This window comes from Terrabacter sp. NPDC080008, from assembly GCF_040702505.1.
In the GTDB taxonomy this organism is placed as follows: Bacteria; Actinomycetota; Actinomycetes; order Actinomycetales; family Dermatophilaceae; genus Terrabacter.
Map to the genome: position 1 here is coordinate 57950 of NZ_JBFBLC010000009.1, position 16366 is coordinate 74315.

A 16366-nucleotide genomic window follows, 5' to 3' on the forward strand; every position below is an offset into this window, starting at 1 on the left:
CTACGCACCGCCGGTGCCCCTGCGGGGACGGGGGCCGAGCCCGTCAGCCCACCGCGTCGAGGGGGGCGTATGCCGCCCCGACCGTCTCGAGGGCGGCCTTGCCACCGTCGACGGCGGTGAGCACCCACAGCCCGTCCTCGCGGACGGCCACCGAGTGCTCCCAGTGGGCGGCGCGGGTCCCGTCGGTCGTGACGACCGTCCAGTCGTCCGCCAGCACCTTCGTGTCGGTGCCGCCCAGGGTGACCATCGGCTCGATGGCGCCGGTGAACCCGTCGACGAGCTTGGGCCCCGTCTCGCGCACCGCGTAGTTGGGGATCTGCGGGTCCATGTGCATCTGGGTGCCGATGCCGTGACCGACGTACTCGTCGATGACGCCGTAGTTCAACCCGTCGCGCTCGGCCGCGGCCTCGATGCTCGCCTCGACGGCGTCGCCCACGGCATACAACCGTCCCCCGACCTGCATGGCGGCGATGCCCGCGTAGAGGCTCGCCTCGGTGGCGTCGATGAGCGCGAGGTCCTCGGCATGCCCGGCCTCGCGGCCACCGACGACCGCGGTGAACGCGGCGTCGCCGTTCCAGCCCTTGACCTCGGCGCCGCAGTCGACGGAGACGACGTCGCCCGCCTCGAGCACCCGCGGGCCGGGGATGCCGTGCACCACCTCGTCGTTGACGCTGGTGCACAGCGTGTGGCTGTAGCCGGGGACGAGCTGGAAGTTCGGGACGCCCCCGTGGCTGCGGATGAACTCCTCCGCCAGCCGGTCGAGGTCGAGCGTGGTCAGGCCCGGCCGCAGCTCGGCGGCCAGCAGCTCGAGCGTGCGCCCGACGAGCAGGCCCGCCTCACGCATGAGGAGGAGCTGCTCGTCGGTGCGGCCCTGGAGCTTGTTGCGTCCGAACATCAGCGGTGCTGCGGCAGCGCCGCCATGACGCGGTCGGTGACCTCGTCGACCTCACCCATGCCGTCCACCTTCACGAGCAGGCCCACGAGCTCGTAGTGCTGCGCGAGCGGTGCGGTCTCCTTGCGGTAGATCGCCTGGCGCTCGCGGATGATCTCCTCGGTGTCGTCGACGCGCCCCTCGGTCTCGGCGCGCTTGAGCAGCCGCTGCACGATGGCGTCCTCGTCGACCTCGAGCTCGAGGACGGCGTCGAGGGCGTGGCCGTGGCGCGAGAGCATGGCGTCGAGCGCGTCGACCTGGCCGGCCGTGCGCGGGTAGCCGTCGAGGAGGAAGCCGTCGACCGCGTCGTCCCAGGAGAGCCGGTCCTCGACGATCTCGTTGGTGATCTCGTCGGAGACGTAGCCGCCCGACTTGATGATCTCGTCGACCTTGACGCCGAGCGGGGTGCGGTCCTTGATGTTGGCGCGGAAGATGTCGCCGGTCGAGATGGCCGGGATGCCCAGCCGCTCGGCGATCCGGGCCGCCTGCGTGCCCTTACCGGCACCGGGCGGGCCGAGGATGATCAGTCGCATTAACGGAGGAACCCTTCGTAGTGACGCTGCTGCAGCTGCGCCTCGATCTGCTTGACCGTCTCGAGGCCCACACCGACGACGATGAGGATCGAGGTGCCACCGAACGGGAAGTTCTGGTTGGCGCCGACGAGCACGAGGGCGATGAGCGGGATCAGCGAGACGATGGCGAGGTAGATGGCACCCGGCACGGTGATTCGGGTCAGGACGTAGTTGAGGTACTCGGCCGTGGGTCGCCCGGCCCGGATACCCGGGATGAAGCCGCCGTACTTCTTCATGTTCTCCGCGACCTCGGTCGGGTTGAACGTGATGGAGACGTAGAAGAAGGTGAAGAACAGGATCAGCGCGACGTAGACCGCCATGTAGATCGGGTGGTCGCCCTTGACGAGGTTGGCCTGGACCCAGTCGACCCAGCCGGGGTTGTCGCCGTTGGCGTGGGTGTTGAACTGCGCCACGAGGCCCGGCAGCGCCAGCAGCGAGCTGGCGAAGATGACGGGGATGACGCCGGCCATGTTGACCTTGAGCGGGATGTAGGTCGAGGTGCCGCCGTACATCCGGCGTCCGACCATGCGCTTGGCGTACTGCACCGGGATGCGGCGCTGGGACTGCTCGACGAAGACCACGGCAGCGATGACGAAGATGCCGAGGAGCAGGATGCCGAGGAAGGTGCCCCAACCCTTGTTGTTCTTGATGCTCCACAGCGAGGCGGGGAAGCCGGCGGCGATCGAGGTGAAGATCATCAGCGACATGCCGTTGCCGACGCCCTTGTCGGTGATGAGCTCGCCGAACCACATGATCAGGCCGGTGCCCGCCGTCATGGTGAGCACCATGATGAGGATCGTGACCGGCGACTGGTCGACCATGATCGTGTCGCACGAGCCGCCGAAGAGGCTCGAGGGATTGCGGGCGAAGGTCACCAGCGTGGCCGACTGCAGGATGGCCAGGCCGATCGTCAGGTAGCGGGTGTACTGGGTCAGCTTCGTCTGGCCCGACTGCCCCTCCTCCTTGAGCGCCTCGAAGCGCGGGATGACGACCGTCAGCAGCTGGATGATGATGCTCGCCGTGATGTACGGCATGATCCCGAGCGCGAAGACCGACAGCTGGAGCAGCGCGCCACCGGAAAAGAGGTTGGCGAGGTTGAGGAACCCGCTCTGGTCGCTACCGCCGGCGGCCTTTCCGGCCGCGAGGCACTTCTGCACGAGGCTGTAGCTGATGCCCGGCGTCGGTACGTGCGATCCGAGCCGGAACAGCACGATGATGCCGAGCGTGAAGAGCAGCTTCTTGCGCAGGTCCGGGGTACGGAACGCGCGTACGAAAGCGGCGAGCACTGGGTCCTCCTGGGGGCCGCACGGGTGGCGCGGCGTAAGTCATGCAATCCGTGGAAGGTTAACGCAAAGGCACAGCGCCCCGGGCTCCCTCCCGCGGTTACCGACGTCACGTCGGTCCGCAGTGGGCGCCCGGGGCGCTGTTCACACGAGGTGTGTGGTGGTCACTTCGAGGCCAGGGCCTTGGTCGGTCAGCCGGCGAGGGCCGTGACCGTGCCGCCAGCGGCCTCGATCTTCTCCTTGGCGGAGGCGGAGAACTTGTGCGCCTCCACCTCGACCTTCACGGAGATCTCGCCCGTGCCGAGGATCTTCACCGGGAAGCCGTCACGGACGGCACCCTTGGCGACGAGGTCCGCAACGGACACCTGGCCACCCTCGGGGAAGAGCAGCTGCAGGCGGTCGAGGTTCACGACCTGGTACTCGGTGCGGAACGGGTTCTTGAAGCCGCGCAGCTTCGGCAGACGCATGTGCATCGGCATCGAGCCACCCTCGAAGCGCTCCGGAACCTGGTAGCGGGCGCTGGTGCCCTTGGTGCCACGACCGGCGGTCTTGCCCTTGGAGCCCTCACCACGACCGACACGGGTCTTGGCGGTCTTGGCTCCGGGGGCCGGACGCAGGTGGTGGACCTTGAGGGCGGACTCGCCCGACTTCTTGGCGTTGTCGGCCATGGTCAGTCAACCTCCTCGACGGTCACGAGGTGCGTCACCGTCTTGACCATCCCGCGGATCTCGGGACGGTCCTCCTTGACGACGACGTCGCCAATGCGCTTCAGACCGAGGCTGCGCAGCGTGTCACGCTGGTTCTGCTTGCCACCGATCTCGGAACGGGTCTGGGTCACCTTCAGACGAGCCATCACGCACCAGCCTTCGCAGCCTGGGCCTCGGCGAGGCCGGCGGCACGCGCCTTGAGCATGGCGGCCGGGGCGACGTCCTCGAGGCTCTTGCCACGGCGGGCAGCAACCGACTCGGGACGCTCGAGCTCGCGCAGGGCCTGGGCCGTGGCGTGCACGATGTTGATGGCGTTGTCGGAGCCCAGCGACTTGCTGAGCACGTCGTGGATGCCGGCGCACTCGAGCACCGCACGCACCGCGCCACCGGCGATGACACCGGTACCGGGAGCGGCGGGGCGCAGCATGACCACACCGGCAGCCGCCTCACCCTGGACGGGGTGCGGGATGGTGCCCTGGATGCGCGGGACCTTGAAGAAGTTCTTCTTGGCCTCCTCGACACCCTTGGCGATGGCCGCGGGAACTTCCTTGGCCTTGCCGTAGCCGACACCCACGGTGCCGTCACCGTCACCGACGACGACCAGGGCGGTGAAGCTGAAGCGACGACCACCCTTGACGACCTTGGCGACACGGTTGATGGTCACGACGCGCTCGACGTACTGGTTCTTGTCGTCACGGCTGTCGCGGTTGTCGCGGCCACCGCGGTTGTCGCGGCGGTCTCCGCGCTCGGTGCGCTCGCCGCCACCGGCGGGGCCGGTGCCTCGACGCTGCTGTCCGGGCATCAGATGTTCCTCATCTCAACGGTTGCGTTCACGAAGTTGCTCACAGGGACAGACCGCCTTCGCGGGCGCCCTCGGCGATCGCCGCGACCCGGCCGTGGTACTTGTTGCCACCACGGTCGAACACGACGGCCTCGATGCCGGCGTCCTTGGCTCGCGCGGCGACGAGCTCGCCGACGCGCTTGGCCTTGGCCGTCTTGTCGCCGTCGAAGGCGCGCAGGTCGGCCTCCATCGTCGAGGCCGAGGCGACGGTCTTGCCGACGGTGTCGTCGACGACCTGCACGAACAGGTGACGGCTGGACCGCGACACGACGAGGCGGGGACGGGCCGCGGTGCCGGCGATCTTCTTGCGACCGCGCACCTGGCGACGGATGCGGGCGGCAGCCTTGGACTTGCCGCGCTTGATGATCATTGCCATGGCTTACTTACCGGCCTTTCCAACCTTGCGACGGATCTGCTCGCCCGCGTAGCGAACGCCCTTGCCCTTGTACGGGTCGGGCTTGCGCAGCTTGCGGATGTTCGCCGCGACCTCACCGACGAGCTGCTTGTCGATGCCCTGCACCGAGAAGCGGGTCGGGTTCTCGACGGCGAAGCTGATGCCGGCGGGAGCCTGGATGAGGATCGGGTGCGAGTATCCGAGCGAGAACTCGAGGTCCGAGCCCTTCGCGGCGACACGGTAACCCGTGCCGTGGATCTCCAGCTTCTTCTCGTAGCCCTCGGTGACACCGAGGACCATGTTGTTGATGAGCGAGCGGGTCAGGCCGTGGCGCGAGCGCGAGTCACGCTCGTCGTTGGGGCGCTTGACCTCGAGGTTGCCCTCGGCCAGCTCGACCGTGATCGGCTGCACGACGGTCAGCGAGAGCTCACCCTTGGGGCCCTTGACGGTGACGTCCTGGCCCTCGACCTTGATGTCCACACCCGAGGGGATGGAGACCGGGAGTCGTCCGATTCGCGACATGTCAGTGTCTCCTTACCAGACGTAGGCGAGGACTTCCCCACCCACGCCCTTCTCGTGTGCCTGGCGGTCGGTCAGCAGACCGTTCGACGTCGACAGGATCGCCACGCCGAGGCCACCGAGAACCCGCGGGAGGTTCGTGGACTTGGCGTAGACGCGCAGACCGGGCTTGCTCACGCGGCGCACACCGGCGATCGAGCGCTCACGGTTGGGGCCGTACTTGAGGTCGATGGTCAGCGTCTGGCCGACCTCGGCCTCCTCGATCTTCCAGGAGGCGATGTAGCCCTCCGCCTGGAGGATCTCGGCGATGTTCTTCTTCAGCTTCGAGTACGGCATGGAGACGACGTCGTGGTGCGCCGAGTTGGCGTTCCGGACGCGGGTCAGCATGTCCGCAATCGGGTCAGTCATGGTCATTGTGGGCTCTCCGCCCTTCCTCACCGGGGTTTCGACTTCGGCGTGATGCCGTTCGGCAGGTGCCGTGGGGCCGACCTACGGTGTCAGAGGTGTGTTGGTCTTGGGTTTGCTCTGCGTTGCTCGCGGCTCGGGGAGCCGGTTACCAGGAGCTCTTGGTCACGCCCGGCAGCTCGCCCGCGTGAGCCATCTCGCGAAGGCAGATGCGGCAGAGGCCGAACTTGCGGTACACCGAGTGCGGGCGGCCGCACTTCTGGCAGCGGGTGTACGCGCGGACCTTGAACTTCGGCTTCCGGTTCGCCTTGTTGACCAGCGCGGTCTTGGCCATGTCAGTTCTCCTTGAAGGGGAAGCCGAGCTGCTTGAGCAGCGCGCGACCCTCGTCATCGTTGGTCGCCGTGGTGACCACGGTGATGTCCATGCCCCGGACGCGGTCGATCTTGTCCTGGTCGATCTCGTGGAACATCGACTGCTCGTTGAGGCCGAAGGTGTAGTTGCCGTTGCCGTCGAACTGCTTCGGCGACAGGCCGCGGAAGTCGCGGATGCGCGGGAGGGCGATCGTCACGAGACGGTCGAGGAACTCCCACATCCGGTCGCCACGAAGCGTCGTGTGCGCGCCGATCGGCATACCCTCACGCAGCTTGAACTGGGCGATCGACTTGCGAGCCTTGGTCACGACCGGCTTCTGGCCGGTGATGGCGGTGAGGTCGCGGACGGCGCCCTCGATCAGCTTGCTGTCCTTGGCCGCGTCGCCGACACCCATGTTGACGACGACCTTGACGACGCCGGGAACCTGCATGACGTTGGCGTAGCCGAACTGCTCGAGCATCGCGCTCTTGATCTCGTCCTGGTAGCGCTGCTGCAGGCGAGGCTTGGTGCTGGTCTCAGTCATCTCAGAGGTCCTTGTCCGACTTGACCGCGACACGGACGCGGGACGCCTTCTGGCGGCCATTGCGCTCGACGGTCTCGACACGCGTCTTGATGCGGGTCGGCTTCTTCGACTCGGGGTCGACGATCGCCACGTTGCTCACGTGGATCGCGGCCTCGGTGTGGGTCAGGCCACCGGTGCGGGTGCCACGGGCGGTCGCGCCGGCCTTGACGTGCTTGGTGACGCGGTTGATGCCCTCGACCAGCACGCGCTGGGTCTCGGGGTAGACCGCGATGACCTTGCCCTGCTTGCCACGGTCGCCGCCGTTCTTCTGGCTGCGGCCGGAGATGACCTGGACGAGGTCACCCTTCTTGATCTTCATCTTCGCCTGCTTGTTGGTGGTCGCCATGTTCACAGCACCTCCGGCGCGAGCGAGATGATCTTCATGAACTTCTTCTCGCGCAGCTCGCGACCCACCGGGCCGAAGATGCGCGTGCCGCGCGGGTCGCCGTCGGCCTTGAGGATGACGGCGGCGTTCTCGTCGAACTTGATGTAGGACCCGTCGGCGCGGCGACGCTCCTTGACGGTGCGGACGATGACGGCCTTGACGACGTCACCCTTCTTCACGTTGCCGCCTGGGATCGCGTCCTTGACGGTGGCGACGATCGTGTCGCCGATGCCGGCGTACCGACGGCCCGAGCCGCCGAGAACACGGATGCACAGGATCTCCTTGGCACCGGTGTTGTCGGCGACGCGCAGCCGCGACTCCTGCTGAATCACTGTCTAACTCCTGTCGTCGTGCTGGTTCTTCACCCGCTGGGTGAAGCCTTGCCGAACGGATGGGGGGCACACAGGGGGCGAGCCCCCGGGTGGGTTGCTTACTTGGCCTTCTCGAGGATCTCGACGACGCGCCAGCGCTTCGTCGCGGAGAGCGGACGCGTCTCCATGATGAGGACGCGGTCGCCGACGCCGGCAGCGTTCTGCTCGTCGTGCGCCTTGACCTTGCTCGTGCGGCGGATGACCTTGCTGTAGAGGGCGTGCTTGACGCGGTCCTCGACCTCGACGACGACGGTCTTGTCCATCTTGTCGCTCACCACGTAGCCCTGGCGGGTCTTGCGGTAGTTGCGCTCACTCGTCTGGTCGGTCACGACCTGCTCCTGCTCGCTCATGCGTCAGCCTCCTGCGCCTCGTCAGCCTTCTTGGCCTTCTTCTCGGCCTTGTCAGCCTTCTCGGACTTCTCGGCCTTCTTGTCGGCCTTCGCAGCCTTCTTCTCGGCCTTCTCGGTCTTCTCCTCCGCCTTGGGGGCGGCGGGGGCCGAGCCGATGCCGAGCTCGCGCTCGCGCATCTCGGTGTAGATCCGCGCGATGTCCTTCTTGACCGCGCGCAGACGACCGTGGTTGTCCAGCTGGCCGGTGGCCGACTGGAAACGCAGGTTGAACAGCTCTTCCTTGGCCTTCTTGAGCTCGTCCGCGAGCTTGGTGTCGTCGAGACCACGCAGCTGCTCGGGAGCCAGGTCCTTGGTTCCGACTGCCATCAGATGTCACCACCCTCTCGCTGGACGAAGCGGCACTTCATGGGGAGCTTGTGCATCGCGAGGCGCATGGCCTCTCGCGCCACCGGCTCTGCCACGCCCGAGATCTCGAACATGACGCGGCCCGGCTTGACGTTGGCGATCCACCACTCGGGGGAACCCTTACCGGAACCCATGCGGGTCTCGGCGGGCTTCTTGGTGAGCGGGCGGTCGGGGTAGATGTTGATCCACACCTTGCCGCCACGCTTCATGTAGCGGGTCATCGCGATACGAGCGGACTCGATCTGGCGGTTGGTCACGTAGGCCGGCTCGAGGGCCTGGATGCCGTAGTCACCGAACGCGATCGTGGTGCCACCCTTGGCCGCACCGTGGCGGTTCGGGTGGTGCTGCTTGCGGTGCTTGACTCGACGGGGAATCAACATGGTCAGGCCTGCTCATTCTCGGTGCTGGCCGCGGCGGGGGCCTCGGCAGCAGCGGTCTCGTTCACTGCCGGGGCAGCGGCGGTCTCGTTGCGGTCACCACGACGGGCGCGGTTCGGGCGGTCGCCGCCGTCACGACGCGGGCCACGCGACGGGCGCGGGGCGGCGGCCTGCTGGGCAGCCAGCTCCTTGGCCGTCATGTCGCCCTTGTAGATCCACACCTTGACGCCGATGCGACCGAAGGTCGTGCGGGCCTCGTAGAAGCCGTAGTCGATCTGCGCACGGAGCGTGTGCAGCGGGACGCGACCCTCGCGGTAGAACTCCGTGCGGCTCATCTCGGCGCCGTTGAGGCGGCCGGAGACCTGCACGCGGATGCCCTTGGCACCGGCGCGCTGGGCGGACTGCATGCCCTTGCGCATGGCGCGACGGAAGGCGACGCGGGCCGAGAGCTGCTCGGCGATGCCCTGGGCGACCAGCTGGGAGACGATCTCGGGGTTCTTGACCTCGAGGATGTTCAGCTGGACCTGCTTGCCCGTGAGCTTCTCGAGCTCGCCGCGGATGCGGTCGGCCTCGGCGCCACGGCGACCGATGACGATGCCGGGGCGGGCGGTGTGGATGTCGACGCGGACGCGGTCACGGGTGCGCTCGATCTCGACCGAGGCGATGCCCGCGCGCTCCATGCCCTTCTCCATCAGGCGACGGATGGCGACATCTTCCTTGACGTAGTCGCGGTAGCGCTGACCCGACTTCGTCGAGTCGGCGAACCAGCGGCTCTTGTGGTCCGTCGTGATGCCGAGACGGAAGCCATGGGGGTTGACCTTCTGACCCATCAGCGGGCTCCCTTCTTGTTCTCCGGCTGCGTCACGACCACGGTGATGTGGCTCGTGCGCTTGTTGATGCGTCCGGCGCGGCCCTGGGCACGCGGGCGGAAGCGCTTCATCGTCGGGCCCTCGTCGACGAACGCGGCCGAGATGACCAGGTTGCGCTCGTCGAAGGCGACCGACTCGCGGTCGGCCTTGACACGGGCGTTGGCGATGGCGCTCTCGAGCACCTTCTTGACCGGCTCGGAGGCCGACTGCGGGGCGAAGGTGAGCACCGTGACGGCGTCGGTGGCGGCCTTGCCGCGGATGAGGTCCACGACACGGCGAGCCTTCTGCGGGCTGACACGGACGTGCCGCGCCGAAGCCTTGGCTTCCATGACTTCTTCCTTGGATTCGATGGCCATCAGCGACGACGACCCTTCTTGTCGTCCTTCACGTGACCCTTGAACGTGCGGGTCGGTGCGAACTCGCCGAGCTTGTGGCCGACCATCGACTCGGTGACGAACACCGGGACGTGCTTGCGGCCGTCGTGGACGGCGAAGGTGTGACCGAGCATGTCCGGGCTGATGACCGAACGACGCGACCAGGTCTTGATGACGTTCTTGGTGCCCGCTTCGTTCTGGGCGTCCACCTTCTTCTGAAGGTGGTCGTCGATGAAGGGGCCCTTCTTCAGGCTACGAGGCATTCCAAAGGCTCCTTATCAGCGCTTCTTGCCAGTACGACGGCGACGCACGATGAGCTTGTCGCTTTCCTTGTGTCCCTTGCGGGTGCGGCCCTCGGCCTGGCCCCAGGGGCTGACGGGGTGACGTCCACCGGACGTCTTGCCCTCACCACCACCGTGCGGGTGGTCGACCGGGTTCATGGCGACACCACGGACGGTCGGGCGCTTGCCCTTCCAGCGCATGCGGCCGGCCTTGCCCCAGTTGATGTTGCTCTGCTCGGCGTTGCCCACCTCGCCGACGGTCGCGCGGCAGCGCGCGTCGACGTTGCGGATCTCGCCGGACGGCATACGCAGCTGGGCGTAGGGGCCGTCCTTGGCGACGAGCTGGACGCGAGCACCGGCGGAGCGGGCGATCTTGGCGCCGCCACCGGGCTTCAGCTCGATCGCGTGCACGACGGTACCGACCGGGATGTTGCGCAGCGGGAGGCTGTTGCCCGGCTTGATGTCGGCGGCGGGGCCGTTCTCGATCGGGTCGCCCTGCTTGAGGCGGTTCGGCGCCAGGATGTAGCGCTTCTCGCCGTCGGCGTACTGCACGAGCGCGATGCGCGCGGTGCGGTTGGGGTCGTACTCGATGTGCGCGACCTTGGCCGGCACGCCGTCCTTGTCGTGGCGACGGAAGTCGATGACGCGGTAGGCACGCTTGTGGCCACCACCGATGTGGCGCGTGGTGATGCGGCCGGCGTTGTTGCGGCCACCCGTCTTGGACAGGGGGCGAACGAGCGACTTCTCGGGAGTCGAACGCGTGATCTCGACGAAGTCGGCGACCGACGAGCCACGACGGCCCGGCGTGGTCGGCTTGTACTTACGGATACCCATGTTGGCTCAGTCCTTGTTCTTCGTCGATCTCAGGCGCCCGCACCGAAGATGTCGATCGATCCCTCGCGGAGGGAGACGATCGCACGCTTGGTGTCCTTGCGCTTGCCGAGGCCGAAACGGGTGCGACGGGTCTTGCCCTGGCGGTTCAGGGTGTGGACCTTGTCGACCTTGACGTTGAAGATCTGCTCGATGGCGATCTTGATCTCCGTCTTGTTCGCACGGGGGTCGACGATGAAGGTGTACTTGCCCTCGTCGAGCAGCCCGTAGGACTTCTCGGAGACGACCGGCGCGATCAGGATGTCGCGGGGGTCCTTGGTGTGGATGCTCACTTGGTGGCCTCCTTGTCGGCCTTGTCGGCCTTCACGGGGCCCGCGACGAACGCGTCGAGCGCGGCCTGGGTGAAGACGATGTCGTCGGCGCACAGGACGTCGTACGTGTTGAGCTGGTCGGCGACCAGGACGTGGACGTTCTGCAGGTTGCGGACCGACTTGAACGACACCTCGTCGCCGCGCTCGAGCACGACGAGCAGGTTGCGACGCTCGGTCAGGCCGGCGAGCAGGGCGGCGGCGTCCCTCGCCGAGGGCACGTCGCCCGAGACGATGGAGTCGACGACGTGGATGCGGTCGAAGCGGGCCCGGTCGGAGAGGGCACCGCGCAGGGCGGCGGCCTTCATCTTCTTGGGGGTGCGCTGCGCGTAGTCACGCGGCTGCGGGCCGTGGACGGTGCCACCGCCGGCGAACTGCGGAGCGCGGGTCGAGCCCTGACGGGCGCGGCCGGTGCCCTTCTGGCGGTACGGCTTGCGCCCACCGCCGCGGACCTCGCCGCGGGTCTTGGTCGAGTGCGTGCCCTGACGAGCGGCCGCGAGCTGGGCCACCACGACCTGGTGGATCAGCGGGACGTTGGTCTGGACGTCGAAGATCTCGGCGGGGAGGTTCTGCGTCTTGGTTGCCATGTCGTTCATGCACCCTTCGCAGCCGTGCGGATCAGGACGATGCCACCGCGGGGGCCGGGGACGGCACCCTTGATGAGCAGCAGACCCTTCTCGGCGTCAACGGCGTGGATCTGGAGGTTCTGGGTCGTCTGGCGAACGCCACCCATGCGGCCGGCCATGCGCATGCCCTTGAAGACACGGCCGGGGGTCGAGCAGCCGCCGATGGAGCCCGGCTTGCGGTGGTTGCGGTGGGCGCCGTGCGAGGAGGAGACGCCGGCGAAGCCGTGGCGCTTCATGACACCCGCGAAGCCCTTGCCCTTGGTCGTGCCGGTCGCGTCGACGCGCTGGCCCGCCTCGAAGGCCTCGGCCGTGATCTCCTGGCCGAGCTCGTAGCTGGCGGCGTCGGCCGTGCGCAGCTCGACGAGGTGACGGCGCGGCGTCACGCCGGCCTTCTCGAAGTGGCCGGTCATCGGCTTGTTCACCTTGCGCGGGTCGATCGCACCGAAGGCGATCTGGACCGCGGAGTAGCCGTCGGTCTCGTCGGCGCGCACCTGCGTGACGACGCAGGGGCCGGCCTTGACGACGGTGACGGGGACGAGCTTGTTGTCGGCGTCCCACACCTGGGTCATGCCGAGCTTCTCGCCGAGCACGCCCTTGATGGTCTTGCTGGAGGTCGTGGTTGCAACAGTCATGATCAACCGCCTCAGAGCTTGATCTCGATGTTGACGTCCGCCGGCAGGTCGAGACGCATCAGCGAGTCGACGGCCTTGGGCGTCGGGTCGATGATGTCGATGAGACGCTTGTGCGTGCGCATCTCGAAGTGCTCGCGGCTGTCCTTGTACTTGTGCGGCGACCGGATGACGACGAACACGTTCTTCTCCGTCGGCAGCGGGACGGGGCCCACCACGGTCGCGCCGGCGCGCGTCACTGTGTCAACGATCTTCCGGGCCGAGTTGTCGATGACCTCGTGGTCGTACGACTTCAGCCGGATGCGGATCTTCTGTCCCGCCATCTGATGAACGTCTCTCTCTCGCTTCTGACTACCGGTTCCCTTGGCATCCGACCCCCGAGGTCGGGCGTGTCGCGCCCGCTCCGCGGCGAAAGGTGCACGCCTCAGTGCCACTCTCGTGTGGATTGCCCGGCCGAACCGGGTGCCTGCGCTTCCCTCGGGCCTCCGAGAGGAGTCCGGGCGAGTCCCCGTCAGGAGGCTCTCAAGGGGCGGCGCCACCGACATGGGTCAGCGACGCGCGACAAGCAACCTGAACAGTGTGCCAGAGGGCGCGCTGCACTATCAAATCGGGCCGGGCACGGGGGCCAGGACCGCAAACGTGGCGCGTCGTCCGGCGCTCCCCCACGCCGGGGCACGTCCACCGAGCACGTATGCCGCCCTCCCGCCCGTTCCCGGGTGGCCCCGGGGACGGGGCCGAGGGCCGGGTCTCAGGCCGGCGCGAGGAAGGCGCTCAGCGCGGCGGCATACATCGCGGGGTCCTCGGCGCCCATGAGCTCGCGTGTGCTGTGCATGGAGAGCAGCGCCGCCCCGAAGTCGACCGTGGTGGCCCCGGTCAGCGACGACGTGACCGGCCCGACGGTGGAGCCGCACGGCAGGTCGCTGCGCGTCACGAAGGTCTGCATCGGGACGCCGGCCTGCTCGCACGCGAGCCGGAAGGCCGCGGCGCCCACGGAGTCGGTGGCGTAGCGCAGGTTGGTGTTGACCTTGAGGACCGGCCCGGCGTTGACGGCGATCTGGTGGAGCGGCTCGTGCCGGTCGGCGTAGTTGGGGTGCGTGGCATGGCCCATGTCGCCGGAGGCGATGACGGTCGAGGCCAGGGCACGCCAGTAGTCGTCGCGCGTGCCGCCGCCGGCGGCGACGATGCGCTCGAGCACCGACGGCAGCAGGGTCGAGGTGGCGCCGCGCTCGGAGGTGCTGCCGATCTCCTCGTGGTCGAACAGCACGAGCACCGGCACGTGGGCGGGCTCGGTCGTCACGGCGTCGAGCAGGGCCCGCACCCCGGCATACGACGTTGCGAGGTTGTCGAGCCGCGGTGCGGCGATGAGCTCGCGGGAGCGGCCCAGCCGCGTCGACGGCTGAACGGGGTGGGTCATCACGTCCCACGAGAGGACGTCGTGGTGGTCGACCCCGACCTGCTCGGCGAGGTAGCCGACGAAGTCGCCCGGCTCGTTGCCGAGGCCCCACAGCGGCTCCATGTGGGCCTGCTTGTTGAGCGTCAGCTCGTCGTTCTGGCTGCGGTCGAGGTGGATCGCCAGCTGCGCGACCCGCAGCAGCGCCTCGCGGCCGTGGAAGGTGCGGGTCTCGACTCCCCCGGCCCCCCGCACAGCGACCCGGCCGGCGAGGCCGAGGTCGCGATCGAGCCAGGAGCTGAGGATCAGCCCGCCGTAGGGCTCGACGCCGAGCAGCTGCCAGCCGGCGCGCGCGTGGTCGGGGTGGGGCTTGATGCGCAGGTTCGGGCTGTCGGTGTGCGCCCCGACGACCCGGAAGCCGGCTGCCGGACCGGACCCGGCGCCGTGGGCGCCCGTGGTGTCCCAGGCGATGAGCGACCCGCCCCGCACGAGGTAGTGGCGGCCGGGCTCGGTGGGCCAGGCGGCGGACTCGTCGACCTCGGTGAAGCCCTCTGCCGCGAGCCGGGCCGCGGCCTGCTCGCACGCGTGGAAGGGCGTGGGTGAGGCGTCGACGTAGTCGATGAGGCCCTGGGCTTCGGTGTCGGTGTCGAACGAGTGCGCCATGGCCAACGACCCTATCCGTCCACCTGGCCCGGCCGGCGGTCCGGGCCCCCGGTCAGGCGCGACGGAGCGAGCGCAGGATCCCGTCGGCGATGGTGTCGGCACTGCTCCAGTCGGAGGCCGAGACCGTGATGTAGGTCAGCCGGCCGCTCACCTCCAGCGCGATCGAGCGGCTGGACACCACCTTGGTGCCGATGGTGAGCCGCGACTTGGCGACGAGGGCGTCGCCCACCGGAGTGGCCAGTCGCTGAACGCTGACCACTGCCGCCCCCGCCGTCGCCAGCTGGTCGCGCAGCTCCTGCGCGCTGGGCAGACCTACGGGCGTGGGGATCACCGACACGTTGTCGGCGAAACCGTGCCGCGGGGGCGCCATGACCAGGACCTCCATCAGCGTGCCGATCCGCTTGAGGAACTCCTCCGGCGTCTGCCCCGACTGCTGGGCCAGCGCGCGGAAGGAGTCGGGCAGGGCCGGCGCGCCGCCACTGGTGGCGAGGGCCGGGTCGATGGCACGCCACCCGTCCGGGACGTCGAAGGACACGCCCGCCCGCCGGGCGCTGACGCGGTGCCCGACCATGACCGGCCGACCGGCGCCTGAGGCCCCGGGAGAGGGCGTGGTCGGCTGCATCGTCGGGCTCACGACGGCCGGGGCCATGACGGTGACCGTCCGAGCCGGCGGTAGGACCGGCCCCGAGGTCGCGGCCGCGCCCCACGGCGCGGCGGTGTCCACCCGCCCCTCCTTGGCGCAGCCCGCCAGGGGCAGCACCAGCGCGGCGACGAGAACGGCCGCCCATCGCGCGCCACCGCGACACCTCCGGCCCGCGCGGACTCGTGCGGCGATCCCGTCGTTCTCCCCTGTCGACACCATGGGCCAGTCATACGGCACTGGATCCCTCCTCGCAGGCGAAACGCCGCTTTGGCACTCTTGGCGCATGCCCGACGCCTCGCTCTCCCGGCTCGTCCACGACCTCGCCTCCCCCGACCCGGTCGTCCGGGACGAGAGTGCGTATGCCGCCCTCTCGGCGCTCGTGCGCACCGGTGCGCTCACGCCGGGCGACCGCGCGTCGCTCGCGACGGCCATGCTCGAGCGGCTGCGCCACGACCGCATCGAGGCCCGGGCCTTCGCCCCGCTGGTGCTCGCCGCGCTGGTCCGGGCAGGCGACGGCGAGCAGGCCTGGGTCCCCGCGGTGACCACGTGGTACGTCGGTGAGCGCGACCAGCGCGGCCACGACCCGCTGCTCGGATGGCTCCACGCCGTCGCCCACGGGGCGGACTTCTTCGGCGCCTGCGGAGCCGCCGGCCTGGGCCGTCCTGCCGACCTGCTCGACGCACTGGCCCGCCGCCTCGTCGCGCCGACGCCCTGCGTGTGGCGGGACCAGGAGGACGACCGGGTCGCCCACGCCCTGGCACTCGTTCTGGCCCGGTCGGACCTGGACGAGGTCACCTCCGTCGCTTGGCTGGAGCACGTGCGGCGCCTCTTCGCCGCCGGCTCCCCCGGCTCCGTGCCGCCCGAGGCCACCAACACCATGCACACCCTTCGCAGCCTCCACCTGGCCCTCGGCGAGCAGCCCCTCGACAGCGGCATCCCCGTCACCGTCCCCCACGCCGACCTCGTGCGAGTCGAGATCGCGGCCCTCCTCCACGAGGTCACCCCTTGGGCCTGGCGCCCGCGGCGAGGCCGCGCGTAGCAAAGTGCCCACTCGACTGGGACGGCCTACGAGAGGGAGCGGGGCGCCTGACGGCGCGAGCGGCATCGGCGGCGGCCACGTCTCGCTGGAAGAGCACGTCCCGGCATACGGCCGCCGACGCTCCACGCCGCCAGGGCCGTCGGGCGTCTGGCGACGCCCCACGCGTAGCGGAAGGGCCC

Annotated in this window: 27 protein-coding genes; 1 reads left to right on the forward strand and 26 read right to left on the reverse strand. The window is 68.9% G+C overall.

All coding sequences use genetic code 11. The features are described from left to right. Positions 1-43: 43 nt before the first annotated feature. From map to AB0316_RS19985, 26 genes are all read right to left on the reverse strand, one after another. Complete coding sequence (map, locus tag AB0316_RS19860) at positions 44-895, reverse strand: type I methionyl aminopeptidase (protein ID WP_366274903.1); 852 nt, start codon at positions 893-895, stop codon at positions 44-46. Next, a complete protein-coding gene (locus AB0316_RS19865; RefSeq protein ID WP_366274904.1) occupies positions 895-1464 on the reverse strand; it encodes an adenylate kinase in 570 nt (189 codons plus the stop codon). Before AB0316_RS19865 ends, map begins: the two co-directional genes overlap by 1 nt. After that, positions 1464-2789: a preprotein translocase subunit SecY gene (gene secY, locus AB0316_RS19870; protein ID WP_366274905.1), complete on the reverse strand. Its 1326-nt coding sequence runs from the start codon at positions 2787-2789 to the stop codon at positions 1464-1466. Before secY ends, AB0316_RS19865 begins: the two co-directional genes overlap by 1 nt. Positions 2790-2977: 188 nt before the next feature. After that, positions 2978-3454: a 50S ribosomal protein L15 gene (rplO, locus tag AB0316_RS19875; RefSeq protein ID WP_366274907.1), complete on the reverse strand. Its 477-nt coding sequence runs from the start codon at positions 3452-3454 to the stop codon at positions 2978-2980. A gap of 2 nt (positions 3455-3456) precedes the next feature. Then, positions 3457-3639: a 50S ribosomal protein L30 gene (rpmD, locus tag AB0316_RS19880; protein ID WP_045191891.1), complete on the reverse strand. Its 183-nt coding sequence runs from the start codon at positions 3637-3639 to the stop codon at positions 3457-3459. Beyond that, positions 3639-4295 carry a 30S ribosomal protein S5 gene (gene rpsE, locus AB0316_RS19885; protein ID WP_366274909.1) on the reverse strand — a complete coding sequence of 219 codons (657 nt, stop codon included), beginning with the start codon at positions 4293-4295 and terminating at the stop codon, positions 3639-3641. The genes rpmD and rpsE overlap by 1 nt, the downstream gene beginning before the upstream one ends. 40 nt (positions 4296-4335) lie before the next feature. Continuing rightward, complete coding sequence (rplR, locus tag AB0316_RS19890; RefSeq protein ID WP_142204311.1) at positions 4336-4710, reverse strand: 50S ribosomal protein L18; 375 nt, start codon at positions 4708-4710, stop codon at positions 4336-4338. A 3-nt stretch (positions 4711-4713) separates the two neighbouring features. Continuing rightward, a complete protein-coding gene (gene rplF / locus AB0316_RS19895; protein WP_366274910.1) occupies positions 4714-5250 on the reverse strand; it encodes a 50S ribosomal protein L6 in 537 nt (178 codons plus the stop codon). Positions 5251-5262: 12 nt separating this feature from the next. Further along, entirely contained in the window at positions 5263-5661 is a 399-nt protein-coding gene (rpsH, locus tag AB0316_RS19900; RefSeq protein ID WP_141823442.1) for a 30S ribosomal protein S8, read from the reverse strand. A gap of 139 nt (positions 5662-5800) precedes the next feature. Further along, a complete protein-coding gene (locus AB0316_RS19905) occupies positions 5801-5986 on the reverse strand; it encodes a type Z 30S ribosomal protein S14 (RefSeq protein WP_020143231.1) in 186 nt (61 codons plus the stop codon). Between the two features lies 1 nt (position 5987). Then, positions 5988-6548 (reverse strand): 50S ribosomal protein L5, encoded by a 561-nt coding sequence (gene rplE, locus AB0316_RS19910; protein ID WP_366274911.1) that lies wholly within the window; start codon positions 6546-6548, stop codon positions 5988-5990. Between the two features lies 1 nt (position 6549). Continuing rightward, positions 6550-6933 carry a 50S ribosomal protein L24 gene (gene rplX, locus AB0316_RS19915; protein WP_366274912.1) on the reverse strand — a complete coding sequence of 128 codons (384 nt, stop codon included), beginning with the start codon at positions 6931-6933 and terminating at the stop codon, positions 6550-6552. 2 nt (positions 6934-6935) lie between these two features. Continuing rightward, the gene (gene rplN / locus AB0316_RS19920) at positions 6936-7304 is read right to left on the reverse strand and encodes a 50S ribosomal protein L14 (RefSeq protein WP_020143234.1); all 369 of its coding nucleotides are present in this window, start codon (positions 7302-7304) and stop codon (positions 6936-6938) included. A 98-nt stretch (positions 7305-7402) separates the two neighbouring features. Then, positions 7403-7693: a 30S ribosomal protein S17 gene (gene rpsQ / locus AB0316_RS19925; RefSeq protein ID WP_366274913.1), complete on the reverse strand. Its 291-nt coding sequence runs from the start codon at positions 7691-7693 to the stop codon at positions 7403-7405. Then, a complete protein-coding gene (gene rpmC, locus AB0316_RS19930; RefSeq protein ID WP_366274915.1) occupies positions 7690-8058 on the reverse strand; it encodes a 50S ribosomal protein L29 in 369 nt (122 codons plus the stop codon). Before rpmC ends, rpsQ begins: the two co-directional genes overlap by 4 nt. Further along, positions 8058-8477 (reverse strand): 50S ribosomal protein L16, encoded by a 420-nt coding sequence (gene rplP, locus AB0316_RS19935; protein ID WP_020143237.1) that lies wholly within the window; start codon positions 8475-8477, stop codon positions 8058-8060. The genes rpmC and rplP overlap by 1 nt, the downstream gene beginning before the upstream one ends. Positions 8478-8479: 2 nt before the next feature. Then, the gene (gene rpsC, locus AB0316_RS19940) at positions 8480-9304 is read right to left on the reverse strand and encodes a 30S ribosomal protein S3 (RefSeq protein WP_030194229.1); all 825 of its coding nucleotides are present in this window, start codon (positions 9302-9304) and stop codon (positions 8480-8482) included. After that, on the reverse strand, positions 9304-9672 hold the full coding sequence (gene rplV, locus AB0316_RS19945) for a 50S ribosomal protein L22 (RefSeq protein ID WP_142181397.1): 369 nt from the start codon (positions 9670-9672) through the stop codon (positions 9304-9306). Before rplV ends, rpsC begins: the two co-directional genes overlap by 1 nt. A 26-nt stretch (positions 9673-9698) precedes the next feature. Then, entirely contained in the window at positions 9699-9980 is a 282-nt protein-coding gene (gene rpsS, locus AB0316_RS19950; protein ID WP_026864141.1) for a 30S ribosomal protein S19, read from the reverse strand. A gap of 15 nt (positions 9981-9995) precedes the next feature. After that, positions 9996-10832, reverse strand: coding sequence for a 50S ribosomal protein L2 (rplB, locus tag AB0316_RS19955; protein WP_142204302.1), 837 nt, complete (start codon positions 10830-10832; stop codon positions 9996-9998). Positions 10833-10861: 29 nt separating this feature from the next. Next, positions 10862-11161 (reverse strand): 50S ribosomal protein L23, encoded by a 300-nt coding sequence (gene rplW, locus AB0316_RS19960; protein ID WP_020143242.1) that lies wholly within the window; start codon positions 11159-11161, stop codon positions 10862-10864. Continuing rightward, the gene (rplD, locus tag AB0316_RS19965) at positions 11158-11793 is read right to left on the reverse strand and encodes a 50S ribosomal protein L4 (protein ID WP_366274918.1); all 636 of its coding nucleotides are present in this window, start codon (positions 11791-11793) and stop codon (positions 11158-11160) included. Before rplD ends, rplW begins: the two co-directional genes overlap by 4 nt. Then, entirely contained in the window at positions 11790-12455 is a 666-nt protein-coding gene (gene rplC / locus AB0316_RS19970; protein WP_366274920.1) for a 50S ribosomal protein L3, read from the reverse strand. The genes rplD and rplC overlap by 4 nt, the downstream gene beginning before the upstream one ends. Positions 12456-12466: 11 nt before the next feature. Further along, a complete protein-coding gene (rpsJ, locus tag AB0316_RS19975; RefSeq protein WP_009775966.1) occupies positions 12467-12775 on the reverse strand; it encodes a 30S ribosomal protein S10 in 309 nt (102 codons plus the stop codon). Positions 12776-13200: 425 nt separating this feature from the next. Further along, positions 13201-14505 carry a M18 family aminopeptidase gene (locus AB0316_RS19980; protein ID WP_366274922.1) on the reverse strand — a complete coding sequence of 435 codons (1305 nt, stop codon included), beginning with the start codon at positions 14503-14505 and terminating at the stop codon, positions 13201-13203. Positions 14506-14557: 52 nt separating this feature from the next. Continuing rightward, entirely contained in the window at positions 14558-15367 is an 810-nt protein-coding gene (locus AB0316_RS19985; RefSeq protein ID WP_366274924.1) for a hypothetical protein, read from the reverse strand. Positions 15368-15431: 64 nt separating this feature from the next. On the opposite strand from AB0316_RS19985, the gene AB0316_RS19990 reads away from it, so the two are divergent. Then, positions 15432-16187, forward strand: coding sequence for a DUF2785 domain-containing protein (locus AB0316_RS19990; RefSeq protein ID WP_366274925.1), 756 nt, complete (start codon positions 15432-15434; stop codon positions 16185-16187). The last annotated feature ends 179 nt before the right edge of the window (positions 16188-16366 follow it).

Bases quoted from the DNA above. Each gene is read 5' to 3' on its own strand.
- rplR (WP_142204311.1), bottom strand. From the start codon at position 4,710: ATGGCAATGATCATCAAGCGCGGCAAGTCCAAGGCTGCCGCCCGCATC.
- rpsE (WP_366274909.1), bottom strand. From the start codon at position 4,295: ATGCCCGGACAGCAGCGTCGAGGCACCGGCCCCGCCGGTGGCGGCGAG.
- AB0316_RS19985 (WP_366274924.1), bottom strand. From the start codon at position 15,367: ATGGTGTCGACAGGGGAGAACGACGGGATCGCCGCACGAGTCCGCGCG.
- rpsC (WP_030194229.1), bottom strand. From the start codon at position 9,304: ATGGGTCAGAAGGTCAACCCCCATGGCTTCCGTCTCGGCATCACGACG.
- rpmC (WP_366274915.1), bottom strand. From the start codon at position 8,058: ATGGCAGTCGGAACCAAGGACCTGGCTCCCGAGCAGCTGCGTGGTCTC.
- map (WP_366274903.1), bottom strand. From the start codon at position 895: ATGTTCGGACGCAACAAGCTCCAGGGCCGCACCGACGAGCAGCTCCTC.
- rplF (WP_366274910.1), bottom strand. From the start codon at position 5,250: ATGTCGCGAATCGGACGACTCCCGGTCTCCATCCCCTCGGGTGTGGAC.
- rplV (WP_142181397.1), bottom strand. From the start codon at position 9,672: ATGGAAGCCAAGGCTTCGGCGCGGCACGTCCGTGTCAGCCCGCAGAAG.
- rplC (WP_366274920.1), bottom strand. From the start codon at position 12,455: ATGACTGTTGCAACCACGACCTCCAGCAAGACCATCAAGGGCGTGCTC.
- AB0316_RS19990 (WP_366274925.1), top strand. From the start codon at position 15,432: ATGCCCGACGCCTCGCTCTCCCGGCTCGTCCACGACCTCGCCTCCCCC.
- rplO (WP_366274907.1), bottom strand. From the start codon at position 3,454: ATGGCCGACAACGCCAAGAAGTCGGGCGAGTCCGCCCTCAAGGTCCAC.
- AB0316_RS19980 (WP_366274922.1), bottom strand. From the start codon at position 14,505: ATGGCGCACTCGTTCGACACCGACACCGAAGCCCAGGGCCTCATCGAC.
- rplB (WP_142204302.1), bottom strand. From the start codon at position 10,832: ATGGGTATCCGTAAGTACAAGCCGACCACGCCGGGCCGTCGTGGCTCG.
- rpsH (WP_141823442.1), bottom strand. From the start codon at position 5,661: ATGACCATGACTGACCCGATTGCGGACATGCTGACCCGCGTCCGGAAC.
- rpsS (WP_026864141.1), bottom strand. From the start codon at position 9,980: ATGCCTCGTAGCCTGAAGAAGGGCCCCTTCATCGACGACCACCTTCAG.
- rplX (WP_366274912.1), bottom strand. From the start codon at position 6,933: ATGGCGACCACCAACAAGCAGGCGAAGATGAAGATCAAGAAGGGTGAC.
- rpsQ (WP_366274913.1), bottom strand. From the start codon at position 7,693: ATGAGCGAGCAGGAGCAGGTCGTGACCGACCAGACGAGTGAGCGCAAC.
- rpmD (WP_045191891.1), bottom strand. From the start codon at position 3,639: ATGGCTCGTCTGAAGGTGACCCAGACCCGTTCCGAGATCGGTGGCAAG.
- rplD (WP_366274918.1), bottom strand. From the start codon at position 11,793: ATGAACGACATGGCAACCAAGACGCAGAACCTCCCCGCCGAGATCTTC.
- AB0316_RS19865 (WP_366274904.1), bottom strand. From the start codon at position 1,464: ATGCGACTGATCATCCTCGGCCCGCCCGGTGCCGGTAAGGGCACGCAG.
- rpsJ (WP_009775966.1), bottom strand. From the start codon at position 12,775: ATGGCGGGACAGAAGATCCGCATCCGGCTGAAGTCGTACGACCACGAG.
- AB0316_RS19905 (WP_020143231.1), bottom strand. From the start codon at position 5,986: ATGGCCAAGACCGCGCTGGTCAACAAGGCGAACCGGAAGCCGAAGTTC.
- rplE (WP_366274911.1), bottom strand. From the start codon at position 6,548: ATGACTGAGACCAGCACCAAGCCTCGCCTGCAGCAGCGCTACCAGGAC.
- rplP (WP_020143237.1), bottom strand. From the start codon at position 8,477: ATGTTGATTCCCCGTCGAGTCAAGCACCGCAAGCAGCACCACCCGAAC.